This is a genomic window from Streptomyces sp. NPDC034099 (assembly GCF_055575415.1).
In genome coordinates this window covers 456,415-472,496 of the sequence record NZ_JBVISR010000002.1, presented here as the reverse complement: position 1 = coordinate 472,496, position 16,082 = coordinate 456,415, and the positions used below count along the sequence as shown (strand labels likewise).

The 16,082-nt window shown below is 73.1% G+C and carries 14 protein-coding genes; 7 read left to right on the top strand and 7 right to left on the bottom strand.

Going from position 1 to position 16,082, the window contains the following annotated elements:
* Positions 1–2: 2 nt before the first annotated feature.
* The 4 genes from ACZ56V_RS07140 to ACZ56V_RS07125 all read right to left on the bottom strand — a co-directional run bounded on the left by ACZ56V_RS07140 (position 3) and on the right by ACZ56V_RS07125 (position 4,965).
* A complete protein-coding gene (locus ACZ56V_RS07140) occupies positions 3–983 on the bottom strand; it encodes a carbohydrate ABC transporter permease (RefSeq protein ID WP_467378089.1) in 981 nt (326 codons plus the stop codon).
* Positions 984–988: 5 nt separating this feature from the next.
* Positions 989–2,335, bottom strand: coding sequence for an ABC transporter substrate-binding protein (locus ACZ56V_RS07135; protein WP_467378087.1), 1,347 nt, complete (start codon positions 2,333–2,335; stop codon positions 989–991).
* A 71-nt stretch (positions 2,336–2,406) separates the two neighbouring features.
* On the bottom strand, positions 2,407–3,624 hold the full coding sequence (locus tag ACZ56V_RS07130) for an ROK family transcriptional regulator (RefSeq protein ID WP_468939952.1): 1,218 nt from the start codon (positions 3,622–3,624) through the stop codon (positions 2,407–2,409).
* A gap of 222 nt (positions 3,625–3,846) precedes the next feature.
* On the bottom strand, positions 3,847–4,965 hold the full coding sequence (locus tag ACZ56V_RS07125) for a mechanosensitive ion channel family protein (protein ID WP_467378479.1): 1,119 nt from the start codon (positions 4,963–4,965) through the stop codon (positions 3,847–3,849).
* A 316-nt stretch (positions 4,966–5,281) separates the two neighbouring features.
* Here ACZ56V_RS07125 and ACZ56V_RS07120 point away from each other — a divergent pair, with 316 nt between their 5' ends.
* The gene (locus tag ACZ56V_RS07120) at positions 5,282–5,818 is read left to right on the top strand and encodes an HNH endonuclease (RefSeq protein ID WP_356359669.1); all 537 of its coding nucleotides are present in this window, start codon (positions 5,282–5,284) and stop codon (positions 5,816–5,818) included.
* Between the two features lie 84 nt (positions 5,819–5,902).
* On the opposite strand, the gene ACZ56V_RS07115 is transcribed toward ACZ56V_RS07120, so the two are convergent.
* Positions 5,903–6,559, bottom strand: a complete 657-nt coding sequence (locus ACZ56V_RS07115) for a class I SAM-dependent methyltransferase (protein WP_398910853.1) — start codon at positions 6,557–6,559, stop codon at positions 5,903–5,905.
* A gap of 301 nt (positions 6,560–6,860) precedes the next feature.
* Between ACZ56V_RS07115 and ACZ56V_RS07110 the strand changes: the two genes are divergently transcribed.
* The 3 genes from ACZ56V_RS07110 to ACZ56V_RS07100 all read left to right on the top strand — a co-directional run bounded on the left by ACZ56V_RS07110 (position 6,861) and on the right by ACZ56V_RS07100 (position 9,672).
* Entirely contained in the window at positions 6,861–7,172 is a 312-nt protein-coding gene (locus ACZ56V_RS07110) for a hypothetical protein (protein ID WP_398910854.1), read from the top strand.
* Between the two features lie 9 nt (positions 7,173–7,181).
* Entirely contained in the window at positions 7,182–9,293 is a 2,112-nt protein-coding gene (gene malQ, locus ACZ56V_RS07105) for a 4-alpha-glucanotransferase (protein WP_398910856.1), read from the top strand.
* Positions 9,294–9,378: 85 nt separating this feature from the next.
* The gene (locus ACZ56V_RS07100; protein WP_468939948.1) at positions 9,379–9,672 is read left to right on the top strand and encodes a hypothetical protein; all 294 of its coding nucleotides are present in this window, start codon (positions 9,379–9,381) and stop codon (positions 9,670–9,672) included.
* Positions 9,673–9,760: 88 nt separating this feature from the next.
* Here ACZ56V_RS07100 and ACZ56V_RS07095 read toward each other — a convergent pair whose 3' ends face one another.
* Positions 9,761–10,282, bottom strand: coding sequence for a MarR family winged helix-turn-helix transcriptional regulator (locus ACZ56V_RS07095; RefSeq protein ID WP_398910860.1), 522 nt, complete (start codon positions 10,280–10,282; stop codon positions 9,761–9,763).
* A 130-nt stretch (positions 10,283–10,412) separates the two neighbouring features.
* On the opposite strand from ACZ56V_RS07095, the gene ACZ56V_RS07090 reads away from it, so the two are divergent.
* From ACZ56V_RS07090 to ACZ56V_RS07080, 3 genes are read left to right on the top strand one after another with little or no spacing between them, the layout of a single operon-like run.
* Positions 10,413–11,366: an EamA family transporter gene (locus ACZ56V_RS07090; RefSeq protein ID WP_468939945.1), complete on the top strand. Its 954-nt coding sequence runs from the start codon at positions 10,413–10,415 to the stop codon at positions 11,364–11,366.
* 33 nt (positions 11,367–11,399) lie between these two features.
* Positions 11,400–12,332, top strand: coding sequence for a DMT family transporter (locus ACZ56V_RS07085; RefSeq protein ID WP_398910864.1), 933 nt, complete (start codon positions 11,400–11,402; stop codon positions 12,330–12,332).
* A 9-nt stretch (positions 12,333–12,341) separates the two neighbouring features.
* Positions 12,342–13,244 carry a LysR family transcriptional regulator gene (locus ACZ56V_RS07080; protein WP_468939941.1) on the top strand — a complete coding sequence of 301 codons (903 nt, stop codon included), beginning with the start codon at positions 12,342–12,344 and terminating at the stop codon, positions 13,242–13,244.
* 230 nt (positions 13,245–13,474) lie between these two features.
* Here ACZ56V_RS07080 and pepN read toward each other — a convergent pair whose 3' ends face one another.
* Positions 13,475–16,048 carry an aminopeptidase N gene (pepN, locus tag ACZ56V_RS07075; protein WP_468939939.1) on the bottom strand — a complete coding sequence of 858 codons (2,574 nt, stop codon included), beginning with the start codon at positions 16,046–16,048 and terminating at the stop codon, positions 13,475–13,477.
* Positions 16,049–16,082: the final 34 nt, after the last annotated feature.

Sequence of the window (16,082 nt, the reverse complement as noted above, 5' to 3'; positions counted from 1 at the left end):
GGTCATCGGTCACCTGCCTGGATCAGACCGCCCCGGCGGCGCATCAGCAGCGCCGTGAACGCCATCGCCAGCGCGAACAGCACGAGCGCGACCACGCAGGCGGAGCCGTAGTCGAAGCGCTGGAAACCGAGGTTGTAGACGAGCTGGGGGAGGGTGAGGGTCGACTGGTCGGGATAGCCGGGCTCGAAGGACTGGCCGGAGCCGCCGATGATCCCGGAGGCGACCTTCCCGGCGACCAGCGGCTGCGTGTAGTACTGCATGGTCTGGATCACGCCCGTGACCACGGCGAACAGCACGATCGGCGAGATGTTCGGCAGCGTCACGAACCGGAACCGCTGCCAGGCCGAGGCCCCGTCCAGCTCGGCCGCCTCGTACTGCTCCTTCGGCACGTCGAGCAGCGCGGCCATGAAGATCACCATCAGGTCGCCCACGCCCCACACCGCGAGCGCGGTCAGCGCCGGCTTGGACCAGGCGGCGTCGGTGAACCAGCCGGGCGCCGGCACGCCGAGGCCCTCCAGGACCGAGTTGACCGGTCCCGTACCGGGGTTGAGGAGGAAGACGAAGGCCAGGGTCGCGGCGACGGGCGGGGCGAGGTAGGGCAGGTAGAAGAGGGTGCGGAAGATGCCGGCGCCCGTCCTGATCCTCGTGATGAGCAGCCCCACCCCGAGCCCGAACGCCACCCGGCAGGTCACCATCACCAGGACCAGCCAGAGCGTGTTGCGCAGCGCGGGCCAGAACAGCGGGTAGTCCCGGAAGACGTACGCCCAGTTCTCCAGGCCCCGGAACTCCGGGACGCCGAAGCCGTCGTACTTCATCAGCGAGAAGTACACGGTGGACACCAGCGGATAGGCGAAGAAGACGCCGAACCCGACGAGCCACGGTGACATGAAGGCCACCGTGCGCAGCGCCGAGCGCCGACGCTTGGCGCGGAGGGTGTTCGCGGACCGGGACGCGGTCACGGACGCGGTCATGGACGTGGTCATGTGCGCTACTTCGCCTGCGCGATGTCGCGGTCGATCTGCGCGGCGGCCTTCTCCAGACCGGCCTTGAGGTCCTTCTCCTTGCCCGACTCGTACCGGTAGCCGAAGTCCTGGAGGGTCAGCTGGTACGTGGCGCCGTTGACGGAGGCGGGCGGGGAGTTCGACTCGGGGTGCTGGGCGATGTCCAGGAAGGTCTTGAACGCCGGGTCGGTCTTCAGGTCCGGCGACTTGAGGGCCGGGAAGGTGGAGGGCACGTTGCGGATGGCGTTGGCGAAGGCGACGACGGCCCCGGTGTCGGTCGTCATGTACTTCACCAGCTCCCACGCGGCGTTCTGCTTCTTGCTCTGCGGGGCGATGCCCATGACGGTGCCGGACAGGAAGCCCTTGCCGTACTCGTCCGCCTCGTCGTCGGCGACGGGCATCGGCGCGGTGCCGATCTCGAAGCCGACGCCCGCGTCCTTCGCCATGCCGAGCCGCCACTCGCCGTCCAGCTGCATGGCGACCTGGCCGGTCTGGAAGGGGTGCTTGGCGCCCCACTCGTCGCCGAAGGTGTTGCGGTACCTCTCCAGCTTCTCGAAGCCGCCGAGGTCGTCGACGAGCTTCTTCTGGTACGTGAACATCTCGGCGAACGCCGGGTCCTTGGCGACGTTCGACCTGCCGTCCTCGTCGAAGTAGGCGTGGTCCCACTGGGACATGTAGTGGTCGACGACGCTCTCGTAGCCGTGGTAGTTCGGCATGAAGCCGAGCTGCTGGTACCCGTCGCCCTTGGTCTTCGTCAGCTTCTTCGCCACCTGGGCGAACTCCGACCAGGTCTTCGGCGGTGCCTTGATCCCGGCCGCCTCGAAGGCGTCCTTGTTGTAGTAGAGGCCGTAGGCGTCGCCGAGCAGGGGCAGGGCGCAGCGCGTCCCCTCGAACTGGGTGTAGTCCAGCATCGGCTTCGGGATGAGCGCGTCCAGGTCGAGCCTCGACTTCTCGATGAAGGGCTTGAGGTCGAGGAAGGCGCCCGAGGAGCAGAACTTGCCGATGTTGGAGGTGGTGAACGAGGACACCACGTCGGGGCCGCTCGAACCGCCCGCGCGCAGGGCCTGGTTGAGCTTGTCGTCGTTGATGTTGCCGACGACCTTCACCTTGATGTTGGGGTGCGCCTTCTCGAAGCGGTCCACGTTGGCCTGTACGGCCTTCACCTCGGCGGGCGCGCTCCAGCCGTGCCAGAAGGTGATGGTCGTCTCGGCGTGCGGATCGTCGGAGGCGCCGTCCGCCGAGGAATCCGACTGGCCCGTGCAGGCGGTGGTGAGCAGGGCGAGGGAGGCGGAGGCGGCGATCGCGAGGGCCGCTTTCCTGGATATTCCGGGCATGGCGAAGCTCCCAGGGGCAGGGTGGGGACAGGCGGGTGGGGCGGGGTGGGGCCGGTGGGGTGGCGCGGGGGTCAGCGCGAGGTGTCGAAGACCTCGTCGCGGGTGGCCGCGAGCGCGCTCTCCAGTGCGCCGCGCAGCACGGGGTGCTCGGTCACGTCGCCGACGGCGAGCCGGGGCCGGGAGGCGGCCAGTTCCTCCAGCTCGTCCTGGACCAGGTCGCGCAGCGCCTCACCGCCCGCGGTGAGTGAGGTGCCGCTGAGGACCACCAGCTCGGGGTCCAGTACCGAGACGAGGGAGGCGAGGCCGGTGGCCAGGCGGGTGGCGTAGGTCTGGAGCAGCCGGCGGTGCGGGTCGTCGCCGGAGTCGGCCCGCGCCGCGCGGGCGACCAGGGCGGCGGCGGCCTCGGTGTACGGCCCCGCGGGCACGTCGGCGACGCCCAGCTCCCGGGCCAGCCCCGGCAGGGCCTGGGAACCGGCCAGCTCCTGGAAGCCGCCGCTGCCGGTACGGCTGACCTTGCGGACCAGCGGGGCGCCCGGCACCGGCAGGAACCCGACCTCCCCGGCGCCGCCGGTCCAGCCGCGGTGCAGCCGGCCGCCCAGGACCAGGGCGGCGCCCAGGCCCTCCTGGTTCCACAGCAGGACGAAGTCCTCGTGCCCCCGGGCCGCGCCGAGGCGCTGCTCGGCCACGGCGGCGAGGTTCACGTCGTTCTCGTACTCCACCGGCATCGGCAGGGCGGCGGCGAGTTCCTCCAGGAGCGTGGGGGAGTGCCAGCCGGGCAGGTGGGAGGCGTAGCGCAGCCGCCCGGTACCGGGGTCGAAGGCGCCCGGCGTGCCGATGACGAGGCGGTGGACGTCGGCGCGGGCGAGTCCGGCCGCCTTCACCGCGCCGTCCAGGGCGTCGGTGACCTGTTGCACGACGGGGAGGGCGGGACGGCGGCCCGGGGTGGGCAGCTCGTACCGGCCGACCATGCGCCCGGTGACGTCGGCGACCGCGGCCATGATGCGGCCCGGGGCGACGTCGAGCCCGGCGGCGTACCCGGCGGCCGGGTTGACCTCGTAGAGCTGGGCGCCGGGCCCGGGGCGCCCCTCGGTCGTGCCGCCCGCCAGGACCAGCCCCGCCGCCTCCAGGCGGGCCAGCAACTGCGAGGCGGTCGGCTTCGACAGACCGGTCAGCTTGCCGATCCGGGTCCGGGACAGCGGCCCGTGCTCCAGCAGGAGGTCGAGTGCGGCCCGGTCGTTCATGGCGCGCAGGACGCGCGGGGTGCCCGGCGTACCGGCGGTTCCTGCCATGCGTGTCCACACCTGCCTCTCGACCGCTCAGCTTTTCAGGGGGCGGTGGGGGAAGTCCACCGCGCGGATCACCGGAGACGTTCCGGCGGGACGCCTGGAAGCGTCTGTTAGGAAAGTTTCCTGTTGGCTGGAGAACGTAGGCCCGCCGCGAGGAGGCGTCAAGAGTCCGCCCCCGAGACGACGCGGTCGTCACCTCGGGGGCGGGAGGCGCACGGGGCGCGGCTACTTGCTGGTGCTGGGCGGCGGAATGGGGGACGCCGCCATGGACTGCGGCGACGCGGTGCTCGCGTACGCCGACGGCGCCGCGACGCCCGCCGCCGGGTCGGCGGCCGCCGGGACGCCCTCCAGCGGGACGGTGGCGCCGCCGACGATCGCGATGCCGGCCCCGTCGAAGGCCCGCTTGATGCGCCAGCGCAGCTCACGCTCGACGGTGAGGGCCTTGCCGGGCATGGTCTTCGCGGAGACCCGCACCACCATCGAGTCGAGCAGTACGGAGTCCAGGCCGAGCGTCTCGATCGGCCCCCAGAGCATCTCGTTCCAGGGCTCCTCCTTGCTCATCCGCTCGCCGACCGCGGTGAGGTTCTCCTTCACCTTGTCCAGGTCCTCGTCGGAGCGGACGGTCACGTCCACACCGGCCGTGGACCAGCCCTGGGAGAGGTTGCCGATGCGCTTGACCTCGCCGTTGCGGACGTACCAGATCTCGCCGTCGACGCCGCGCAGCTTGGTCACCCGCAGCCCGACCTCGATGACCTCGCCGGAGGCCACGCCCGCGTCGATGCTGTCGCCGACGCCGTACTGGTCCTCCAGGATCATGAACACGCCGGACAGGAAGTCGGTGACCAGGTTGCGGGCGCCGAAGCCGATCGCGACACCGGCGACACCGGCGGAGGCGAGCAGCGGGGCCAGGTTGATCTGGAAGGTGCCGAGCACCATCAGGGCGGCGGTGCCGAGGATGAGGAAGCTGGCCACCGAGCGCAGGACGGACCCGATCGCCTCGGAGCGCTGCCTGCGCCGCTCGGCGTTGACCAGCAGCCCGCTCAGCGCGGTGCCGCCGGACGCCCCGCTCCTGCGGTTCATCCGGTCTATGAGCTTGGTGATCGCCCTGCGCACCACCGCGCGCAGCACCACCGCGATCACCACGATCAGCAGCACCCGCAGCCCGATCGCGAGCCACGTCGACCAGTTCTCCTCGACCCAGCCCGCGGCGTTCGTCGCGCTCTCGTGGGCCTCCTTCAGCGAGGGCACGGTCGGGGTCGTCGGTGACGGTGACGGCGAGGGCGACGCCGCAGACGACGCAGACGACGAACCGGCGGCCGGCAGGACGGCGGCGGACAGGGACACGGCGGAAACCTCCAGGTGCGGCGGCCCGTCCTGCGCGGTCCGGTCCGAGGTCCGGTCCAAGGTCACGGAAAGGTCACCGGACGGGCAGATGCACCACACTAACGGGGCACCGGACGCGGTTCGGCCCGAAATGGGCGGGGGAGACACTGCTCACCCGCGCTCGAACTGGTCACGCCCGGGGCCCCGGGCCCCGTGTGGTCGAAAACACTCCCAGCCCGTTACCGGGACATGGTGGCGCTACGACCAGGCATGAGGGGAGACTGAACCAGATCGTCCCGGCGCGAGCCACGCGCCGCCGACGCCCAAGGAGGCACCCGTGCCGCATGTCCTGGTCCTCAACGCGTCGTACGAGCCACTCGGCGTCGTACCGCTCCGCCGCGCGCTCGTCCTCGTCCTGGAGAACAAGGCCGTGTGCCTCGAGGAGTCCGGCGCCTATCTGCACAGCGCGACCGTCACCGTGCCCGCACCCAGCGTGGTCCGGCTCAAGCGATTCGTGCGGGTGCCCTACCGCGGCCCCGTCCCGCTCACCCGCCGTGCCCTCTTCGCCCGCGACGGAGGCCGCTGCATGTACTGCGGCGCCGTCGCCACCAGCGTCGACCACGTCATCCCGCGCAGCCGCGGGGGCCTGCACGCGTGGGACAACGTGGTGGCGTCCTGCCGCCGCTGCAACCACGTCAAGGCAGACCGCCACCTGGTCGAGCTGGGCTGGCGCCTGCGCCACAAACCGGCCCCGCCCACCGGTCTGGCCTGGCGCATCATCGGCACCGGGCACCGGGACCCGCGCTGGTTGCCGTACTTGCAGCCGTACGGCGCGGACGACGCCATGGCCCGGATCGACGGCATCTCCGCCTGACGCTCCGGGCCTCCGCATGCTCCGGGTCGGCGCACCCCGGATGTGCGGGGGCGCACGCGCTCAGCGGAGGGGAGATCCGGCCGGTCAGGGGCGGCGCCAGGTGAGGGTGTAGCGCCAGAAGAGGCGGCGGCGCAGTCGGGCGCCGGGCAGAGCTGTGCGGGCCGCGGCAGCGATGTCGGAGAAGGGCATGTCGGCCGGTCGGGTCCGGGCGGTCATCGAGGTGGGCGGGGCGGCGTTTCGGCCCCTGTTCTTGAGCCACCCGATGGCGGCGTTGGGGAGGACGGCGGCCGCGCCGAGCAGGTGGTCCGCGGCCGTCTGCGGCCGGAAGAGGCCGACGACGACCAGGGTGCCGCCGGGGACCAGGTGCCCGCGGAAGGTGTCGAGGGCCTCGGTGAACGGCAGATGGTGCAGGGCGGCGACGCAGGTGATGACGTCGTGAGGTCCGGCGGGGAGTTCCGTCAGGGCGTCCGCGACGGTGAAGGACGCCGCCGTCGGCTCGGGGGTCAGCGCTCGGGCCTGCGCGACGATCACGGGATCGGAGTCGACGCCGTGGACTTCGTCGGCGCGGGTGGCGAGCAGGCGGACCAGGTCACCGGAGCCGGAACCGACGTCCAGCGCGCTGCCGAACCGGTGGGGGAGCTGCCGCAGGATCCAGCGGTGGTAGTGGGCGTTGTGGTCCCAGGGGTGAGCGGCGTTGAACCGGTCGAGTGCCTGGACGAGCCGGTGGGGCAGTGACGGCATGTGCTTCCTTCGACAATTCGTCCCGAGCCGGGATCCGAGCGCGCGTGCGCGGCGGGCAAGCCTGGCCGGTTTGGGCGATCCGTGCGTGGGATAGGTGATTTTTGGCCGGGTCCGGGCGTGTTCGGGAGGGGGTAGGTGTGACCAGGGCCACGTTGGCGGTAATGGGGCGTCTGTCCTCGCGCGGACTGGGTAGGGGCTGCCGTAACTCGCCACAAGCGTGCTCGACACCACGCCCGACCCACAGCTTGATCCAGAGCCTGATCCAGAGTCCGAACCAGAGCCTGATCCAAAGGAGACCCCCGTGGCTGCACTGGCGCCCCTTCTGCTGCCGGCCCCCTCCAAACCCGTGGCGGAGCCGTCCACCCCCTGGGCGGAGCCCTCCGCCGCCTCCGAGACCCCGCACTACTGCGTCTTCGGCGCCACCGGCAGCTGCGCCGAGACCCCGCTGACCAGCGAACCGCCGCTGCCCGACGCCGAGCCCCTCACCAGCGAGTCGCCGTTCGCCGACGCCGTACCGCTGACCAGCGAGTCCTCGCCCGAACTCACGGCCGACGTGCCGGAGCAGGGCGGCCCCTCCTTCGCCGTCCCCGTCCCGGAATCCACGAGGCCGTAGAGGAAGCAGATGCCCGCAGCCCAGTCGGCCGAGCCCCCCGCCGAGGACCTTCCCGAGGATCTGACCAGGCTCGCCGCCCTGCACGGCGTCGCCACCTCCTACCGCCCCTCCCCGGACCGCACCGTCCCCGCCTCGGCCACCGCCGTGACCCTCGCGCTGGCCGCCCTCGGCGTGGACGCGAGCAGTCACGGGGCCGTACGGGCCGCGCTCGCCGCCCGCGAGAGCGAGCTGCGCGAACGGCTGCTGCCGCCCACCGTCGTCCGCTGGGACGGCGGCGCCACCCCGGCCGCACTCTCCGCCCTGCCCGCGGGCACCCGGCTGCGCGTCGACACCGAGCAGGGCGAGCGCCACGACGGCGCCGGGCGGCTTCCGCACGGGGTGCACCGGCTGACCGCCACCGCGCCCGACGGCCGCACCGCCGAGGCCCACCTGATCGTCGCGCCCGCCCGGCTGCCCACCCCCGCCGCCCGCTCCCACGGGCTCCTCGTCCAGCTCTACTCCCTCCTCTCCCGCCGCTCCTGGGGCATGGGCGACCTCGGCGACCTCGGCGAGCTGGCCGCCTGGGCCGGACGTTCCCTCGGCGCCGGATTCGTCCAGGTCAACCCGCTGCACGCGGCCGTGCCCGGCGCCCCCACCGACCCCTCCCCCTACCGGCCGTCCTCGCGCCGCTTCCCCGACCCGGTGCACCTGCGGATCGAGGACGTGCCCGAGTTCGCGTACGTCACCGACCACGAGCGCGCCCGGACCCTGCGGGAACGGGCCGGGCGGTTGCGCGAGGGCGTCCTGGACAAGGGCGCCCTCATCGACCGGGACGCCGTGTGGGAGCTGAAGCGCGACGCCCTCGAACTGCTCCACGAGGTCCCCCTCGGCCCCGGCCGCCGCGCCGCCTACTGCGACTACCTCGCCGAACAGGGCGCCGCCCTGGAGGACCACGCCACCTGGTGCGCGCTCGCCGAGGTCCACGGTTCCGACTGGCACCGGTGGCCCGAGGGGCTGCGCGACCCCCGCTCGGCCGACACCGACCGCGCCCGCCGCGAGCTGATGGACCGGGTCGACTTCCACTCCCGGCTCACCTGGCTCGCCGACACCCAGCTCACCGCCGCCCAGCGCACCGCCCGCGAGGCGGGCATGCCGGTCGGGATCGTCCACGACCTCGCCGTCGGCGTGCACCCGCGCGGCGCCGACTCCTGGGCGCAGCAGGAGTACTTCGCCGCCGGGATGTCGGTGGGCGCACCGCCGGACGCCTTCAACTCCCGCGGCCAGGACTGGGGCCTGCCGCCCTGGCGTCCGGACCGCCTGGCCGACCGCGGGTACGCGCCCTTCCGGGAGCTGCTGCGCGGCCTGTTCCGGCACGCCGGGGCCCTGCGCGTCGACCACGTCATGGGACTGTTCCGGCTCTGGTGGGTGCCCGAGGGCCACCCGCCCACGGAGGGCACCTACGTCCACTACGACGCCGAGGCCATGCTCGCCGTCCTCGTCCTGGAGGCGGGCCGGGCCGGTGGCGTCGTCATCGGCGAGGACCTGGGCACCGTGGAGCCCGGTGTGCGCGAGGCGCTGCGCGAGCGCGGGGTGCTGGGCACCTCGGTGCTGTGGTTCGAACGGGACTGGACCGGCGACGGCCGCCCCCTGCCGCCCGAGCGGTGGCGCGCCGACTGCCTGGCCACCGCCACCACCCACGACCTGCCGTCCACCGCCGCCCGCCTCACCGGAGAGCACGTCGGACTCCGTGACCGTCTGGGTCTGCTCACCCGGCCCTTGGAGGAGGAACGCGCCGAGGCCGCCGCGGACACCGCGGAATGGCTCGACGTACTGGCCCGGCTCGGCCTGCTGCACGGCACCGGCGGCGACTCCGGGACGCCCGCCGAGGAGGCGGGGATCCAGGCGGTGCACCGCTTCCTGCTGCGCACCCCCGCCCGCATGGTCGGCATCTGGCTCCCGGACGCCGTCGGCGACCGCCGCCCGCAGAACCTGCCCGGCACCTGGGACCAGTACCCGAACTGGCGGCTGCCCGTCGCCGATGCCGAGGGCCGCCCGGTGACGCTGGAGGACCTGGCCGCCTCAGCCCGCCTGCACGCGCTGATCGACGTCGTACGGGAAGGCGACGGGGACCGGGACGGCTGAACGGGGCGCTCGCGCCGGGCGTCCGCGGGCCCCGTACGGGCACCCCGGGCGCGCGGCCGCCCGGACCGTTCGCTAACTTTGCACCGTGGACAAGAAGAACGCCCTGCGCGCCGGCGCCCTGGCAGCCGGTACGACGCTGATGATGCTGCTCATGTCGTCCCCCGCGCTCGCGCTGACGCGCGACGACGGCGACGACCCCGGCACCGGCCTGAGCGTCGTCGAGACGCTGGGCCTCTACGTCCTGGCCCCGCTCGCGCTGTTCGCGATCATCGCGGGCCTGGTCATGGTCCTGGACCGGTCCCACCCGGACCACCGGGTGTCGACTCCCGGCACCAGGACCAAGGCGAAGACCAAGGCCAAGGTCGGCGCGAAGGCCTGACCTCCCTGCCCCGCTTCACCGAGGGCGCCGCCCCCACCGCACGTACGCGGACGGGGACGGCGCCCTTCGGCGTTTCGGAGGGCGGTGCCTACTTCTCCGTACCGGCGAGGAGGTCCCGCAGCAGGCCGGCCAGCTGACCGGCCCGTTCCGCGTCGAGGGAGGCCAGCGCCTCGGTCTGGGCGTCGAGGCCCGCGCCGACCGCCTCGTCGATCAGTTGGAGACCCCGCTCGGTGAGCGTGACCTGCAGCCCCCGGCGGTCGTGCGGGTCGGGGGAGCGGCGCAGCAGCCCCGCCCGTTCCAGCTTGTCCAGCCGGCCGGTCATACCGCCGGTGGTGAGCATCAGCGTGGCCGAGAGCTGCCGCGGGGAGAGCGTGTACGGCTCGCCGGAGCGGCGCAGGGTGGCCAGGGCGTCGAACTCGCCGCGCGAGATGCCGAAGCGCGCGTACGCCTGCTCCATCCGGTCGCCCATCGCGCGCGCCAGCCGGAAGACCCGGCCGAACACCTCCATGCCGGCCGTGTCCAGGTCGGGCCGCACCGCCGCCCACTGGTCGATGATCACGTCGACGGGGTCCTTGCGCGGCCCGGACCGCGGCTCGGGGCGTTCAGTCATGGGACGAGTATCGAGTCGATTCCGCTCGGCCGCAAGAAAGTGGCTTGACGGAAACTAGCTTAGAAGTAAGCTACCTAGAGCTAAGCTGCTGACTGCTGAGCTTCTCTCTCGCCCTCCGAAGGGTGCCCCCATGGCCACCGCCCGCACCGCCGTCATCGCGCTCACCGCCCTCGCCCCCGTCTCCTGGGGCAGCACCTACGCCGTGACCACCGAGTTCCTGCCGCCCGACCGGCCCCTGTTCACCGGGCTGATGCGCGCCCTGCCCGCCGGTCTGCTGCTGCTCGCCCTCGCCCGGGTGCTGCCGCGCGGCGCCTGGTGGGCGAAGGCGGCGGTGCTGGGCGCGCTGAACATCGGGGCCTTCTTCCCGCTGCTGTTCCTCGCCGCCTACCGGATGCCGGGCGGGATGGCCGCCGTCGTCGGCTCGGTCGGCCCGCTCCTCGTCGTCGGGCTCTCGGCCCTGCTGCTCGGGCAGCGGCCCACCACCCGGTCCGTGCTCACCGGCGTCGTCGCCGCGTTCGGCGTCAGCCTGGTGGTGCTGGAGGCGGCCGGGGGACTGGACGCCCTCGGCGTGCTGGCGGCCGTCGCCTCCACCGCGGCCATGTCCACCGGCACCGTGCTCGCGGGACGCTGGGGCCGCCCCGACGGTGTCGGCCCGCTCGCGCTCACCGGCTGGCAGCTGACCGCGGGCGGCCTGCTCATCGCGCCGCTCGCCCTGCTGGTCGAGGGCGCCCCGCCCGCCCTGGACGGCCCGGCGATCGGCGGCTACCTCTACCTGGCGCTGGCCAACACGGCACTGGCGTACTGGCTCTGGTTCCGCGGCATCGGCCGGCTCTCCGCCACCCAGGTCACCTTCCTCGGCCCGCTCTCGCCGCTGACCGCCGCCGTGATCGGCTGGGCGGCGCTCGGCGAGGCGCTCGGGCCGGTGCAACTGGCGGGCATGGCGCTGGCGTTCGGGGCGACCCTCGTGGGGCAGTGGGCGCCGCGCACGCGGGTGACCGTCGTGAGCGCGCCACCTTTCAGTTCTGCTTCACAGAACAGTCGGAAAGATTCGATGGACCTGACGGGTCCGGCCCTGCGACGGTAGGCCCGCCAGGCCCCCGACCAGCAAAGGACCTTCGTGGCCACAGCCGCCCGCCGCACCGCCGCCCCGACCACCGCCCGACGGGCCACCGGGGCGAGCCCGACGGCGCCCGTCGCCCTCGGACTCGCGCTCGCCGTCCTCGCCACCCTCGTCTGGTCCGGCAGCTTCGTCACCTCCCGGGCCCTCGGCGACAGCGTGCCGCCCGTCCAGCACGCGTTCTGGCGCTGGGTGGTTGCCCTCGCCGTCGTCGCCCCCTTCGGCGCCCGGCGGGCCTGGCGGCAGCGCGCCCTGATCCGGCGCCACCTCGGCTTCGTGGTCCTCGCCTCCCTGCTCGGCGTGACCGTCTACAACACCCTCGTCAACCAGGCCGGCGTCACCACCCCCGCCGCCAACATGGGCATGATCATGGCGGCGTCCCCGGTACTCATGGCCCTGTACGAACGGGCGGGCGGCGTGCGGCTCGGCGGCCGCCGGATCGCCGGGCTGGTCGTGGCCTGCGCGGGCGTCCTGCTGCTCGTCGGAGGGGACGGGGCGTCCTTCTCGGCCGGCGACCTGTGGATGATCGCCGCCGCCTGCTGCTTCGGGTCCTACAGCGCACTGCTGCGCCGCAGGCCCGCGGGACTCGACGGGGCGGGATTCCTGTTCACCACGTTCCTGTTCGGCACGGTCCTGCTGCTGCCCGCACAGGGCGTCAGCCTCGCCGTGCAGGGCGGCTTCCAGCCGACGGCGGGCACCGTCTGGCCACTGCTCTACGTCGGCGTCGCCTCCTCCGCCGTCGCCTTCTTCGCCTGGAACAAGGCGATCTCCCTGATCGGCCCGTCCCGCGCCGGGGTCGTCTACTACCTCCAGCCGGTGTGTGTCGCCCTGCTGTCCTGGGCGCTGCTCGCCGAACCGACCGGCTGGACGCAGGCGGGCTGCATGGCGCTGATCCTCGGCGGCGTCGTCCTCGGCGCGGGGGCCCGCCGGTAGGTTGCCGCCATGGCCGACTGGGACATCCGCAAGCTGCAGATCCTGCGGACGCTGCGCGAGAGGGGCACGGTGACCGCTACGGCCGAGGCGCTGCACATGACGCCGTCCGCCGTCTCCCAGCAGCTGACGAACCTCTCCCGACAGCTCGGGGTGGAGCTGCTCCAGGCCCACGGCAGAAGGGTCCGGCTGACCGACGCGGCCTGGCTGGTGCTGCGGCACGCCGAGGCGGTGTTCGAGCAACTGGAACGCGCTGAAGCCGAATTGGCGGCCCACATCCGCGGGGAGGCGGGCGAGGTCCGGGTCGGCGCCTTCTCCACCGCCGTACCCGCCCTGGTCGTACCGGCCGTCACCGCGCTGCGCGCCACGCGCCCGGGGATCGCGGTGCGGGTGCGGGAGGCCGAGGCGCAGGAGGCGTACGAGCTGCTGGCCGCCGGGGAGGTGGACCTCGCGCTGTCGCTGGCCGCGCAGGCGCCGAGCGTCGTCGACCCGCGCTTCACCCGCGTCCCGCTGCTCGCCGACCCGCTGGACGTCGCCCTGCCCGGGGACCATCGGCTGGCCCGCGCGGAGCGGCTGCGGCTGGCCGACCTCGCCGCCGAACCGTGGATCTTCGGCGGCAGCGGGCCCTGGTCCGACATCACGCGAGGCGCCTGCGAGGCCGCCGGGTTCCGGCCGCACCAGGGCCACGCGGCGGCCGGCTGGCCGGCGATCCTCGCCATGGTCGAGGCTGGCATGGGCGTCGCCCTGGTACCGCGCATGGCGGCCGTGCCCCGGGACGGAGTGGCGATGCGCGAACTGCACGCGGACCGCCCCGTCCGGCACGTCGTCGCGGCGGTCCGCAAGGGGGCGGAGGAGGCCCCCGCCGTGGCCACCGTCCTCACGGCCCTGCGGACGGCGGCGGACGCGCGCGCCTGAACGCCGCCCGAGGGGGCGCGAGGGGGCGTCCGGCGCGACATGCCCGCCGGACGTGCCCTCGTACGTGCCGACGGCGGTCCGCAGGGGGGCGGAGAGGCCCCGCCGTGGCCACCGTCCTCACGGCCCTGCGGACGGCGGCGGACGCGCGCGCCTGAACGCCGCCCGAGCGCGCGCGAGGGGGCGTCCGGCGCGACATGCGCGACGGGCGCCCCCTCGTACGTACCGACCGGCTACTCGGCCGCCGCCGCGTCCGCGGCCTGCGCCCGCAGGGCGCGCTCGATGCCGGAGCGGGACTCCGAGACCAGGCGGCGCAGGGCCGCGTTCGGCTCGGCGGAGGCCAGCCAGGCGTCCGTGCGGTCCAGGGTCTCCTGGGACACCTGCACCGCCGGATACAGGCCGACCGCGATCTGCTGGGCCATCTCGTGCGAACGGGACTCCCAGACGTCCTTCAGCGCCTCGAAGTACCGCTCCGTGTACGACGCCAGCAGCTCGCGCTGGTCGGTCTGGACGAAGCCGGCGATGACCGCCTCCTGGACGGCGTTCGGCAGCTTGTTGGACTCCACGACCGACTCCCAGGCCTCCGCCTTGGCCGCCTCGGTCGGCCGGGCGGCCCGCGCGGTGGCCGCGTGGCGCTCACCGGCGGCGGTCTTGTCCCGGTCGTACTCGGCGGCGATCTCCGACCCGCCGAACCGGCCCACGGCCGCGAGCCGCTGCACGAATGCCCAGCGCAGCTCGGTGTCGACGGCCAGACCCTCGATCGTCTGCGTGCCGTCGAGCAGCGCGTCGAGCAGGTCCAGCTGCTCCGGGGTCCGCGCCGTCGCCGCGAACGCCCGCGCCCACGCCAGCTGGTGGTCGCTGCCCGCCTCGGCGGCGCGCAGGTGGGCCAGCGTGGCCTCGGTCCAGCGGGTGAGCAGCGTCTCGCGGGCGGTGGGGGCGGCGTACTGGTCGATGGCCAGCTTCACCTGGCGGTGCAGCGACTGCACGACACCGATGTCGGACTCCTTGCCGATGCCGGACAGCACCAGCGACAGGTAGTCCCGGGTCGCCAGCTCCGCGTCCCGGGTCATGTCCCACGCCGACGCCCAGCACAGCGCGCGCGGCAGCGACTCGGTGAAGTCGCCGAGGTGCTCGGTGACGACCGCGAGCGACTGCTCGTCCAGGCGGACCTTCGCGTACGACAGGTCGTCGTCGTTCAGGAGCAGCACCGCCGGGCGGGCCCTGCCGACCAGCTGCGGTACGGCCGTCAGCTCGCCGTCCACGTCCAGCTCGACGCGCTCCCCGCGCACCAGCTTGCCGTCGCCGTCGAGGTCGTAGGCGCCGATCGCGATGCGGTGCGGGCGCAACGTGGGCTCGCCCTTGGCGCCGGCGGGCAGCGCCGGGGCCTCCTGGCGGACGGCGAAGGAGGTGATGACACCCTCCGCGTCCGTCTCGATCTCCGGGCGCAGGACGTTGATGCCGGCCGTCTCCAGCCACGCCTTCGACCAGGTCTTCAGGTCGCGGCCCGAGGTCTCCTCCAGCGCGCCCAGCAGGTCCGACAGGCGGGTGTTGCCGAACGCGTGCCGCTTGAAGTACGCCTGCACGCCCTTGAAGAACGCCTCTTCACCGACGTACGCCACGAGCTGCTTGAGCACGCTGGCGCCCTTGGCGTACGTGATGCCGTCGAAGTTGACGAGCACGTCGTCCAGGTCGCTGATGTCCGCCATGATCGGGTGCGTGGACGGCAGCTGGTCCTGCCGGTACGCCCAGGTCTTCATCTGGTTGGCGAACGTCGTCCACGAGTGCGGCCACTTCGACCCCGGCGCCGCGGCCTGGCAGGCGGCCTCGGCGTAGGTGGCGAACGACTCGTTCAGCCACAGGTCGTTCCACCACTCCATGGTGACCAGGTCGCCGAACCACATGTGCGCCAGCTCGTGCAGGATCGTCGCCGCCCGCACCTCGTACGCGGCGTCCGTCACCTTCGAGCGGAACACGTACTGGTCGCGGATGGTCACCGCGCCCGCGTTCTCCATCGCGCCCGCGTTGAACTCGGGCACGAAGAGCTGGTCGTACTTCTTGAAGGGGTACGGGTAGTCGAACTTCTCCTGGAACCAGTCGAAGCCCTGCCGGGTCACCTCGAAGATCGCGTCCGCGTCGAGGTGCTCGGCCAGCGAGGGACGGCAGTAGATGCCGAGCGGCACGGACTGGCCGTCCTTCTCGTACACGCTGTGCACCGAGTGGTACGGGCCGACGATCAGCGCCGTGATGTACGACGAGATGCGCGGGGTCGGCTCGAACTCCCAGACGTTGTCCTTCGGCTCGGGCGTCGGCGAGTTGGAGATGACCGTCCAGCCCTCGGGGGCCTTCACGGTGAACTGGAACGTCGCCTTCAGGTCCGGCTGCTCGAAGCTCGCGAAGACGCGGCGCGCGTCCGGCACCTCGAACTGCGTGTACAGGTACGCCTGTTCGTCCACCGGGTCGACGAACCGGTGCAGGCCCTCGCCGGTGTTGGTGTACGCGCAGTCCGCGGCCACACGCAGGATGTTGCGGCCCGGCAGCAGGCCCGGCAGGGCGATGCGGGAGTCCTGGAACACCTCGGCGGCATCGAGGGCGTCGCCGTTCAGCGTCACCTCGTGGACCGTCGGCGCGACCAGGTCGATGAAGGACTCGCCGCCGCCCTCGGCGACGTCGAAGCGCACCGTGGTCACGGACCGGTAGGTGCCGCCCTCCTGCGCGCCGGTGAGGTCGAGATCGATCTCGTACGAGTCAACGGTCAGCAGCGTCGCCCGCTGCCGCGCCTCTTCGCGAGTCAGGTTTGTGCCAGGCACGCGGTCATCTCCTCGTTATGTGTGGGTTGCGCCA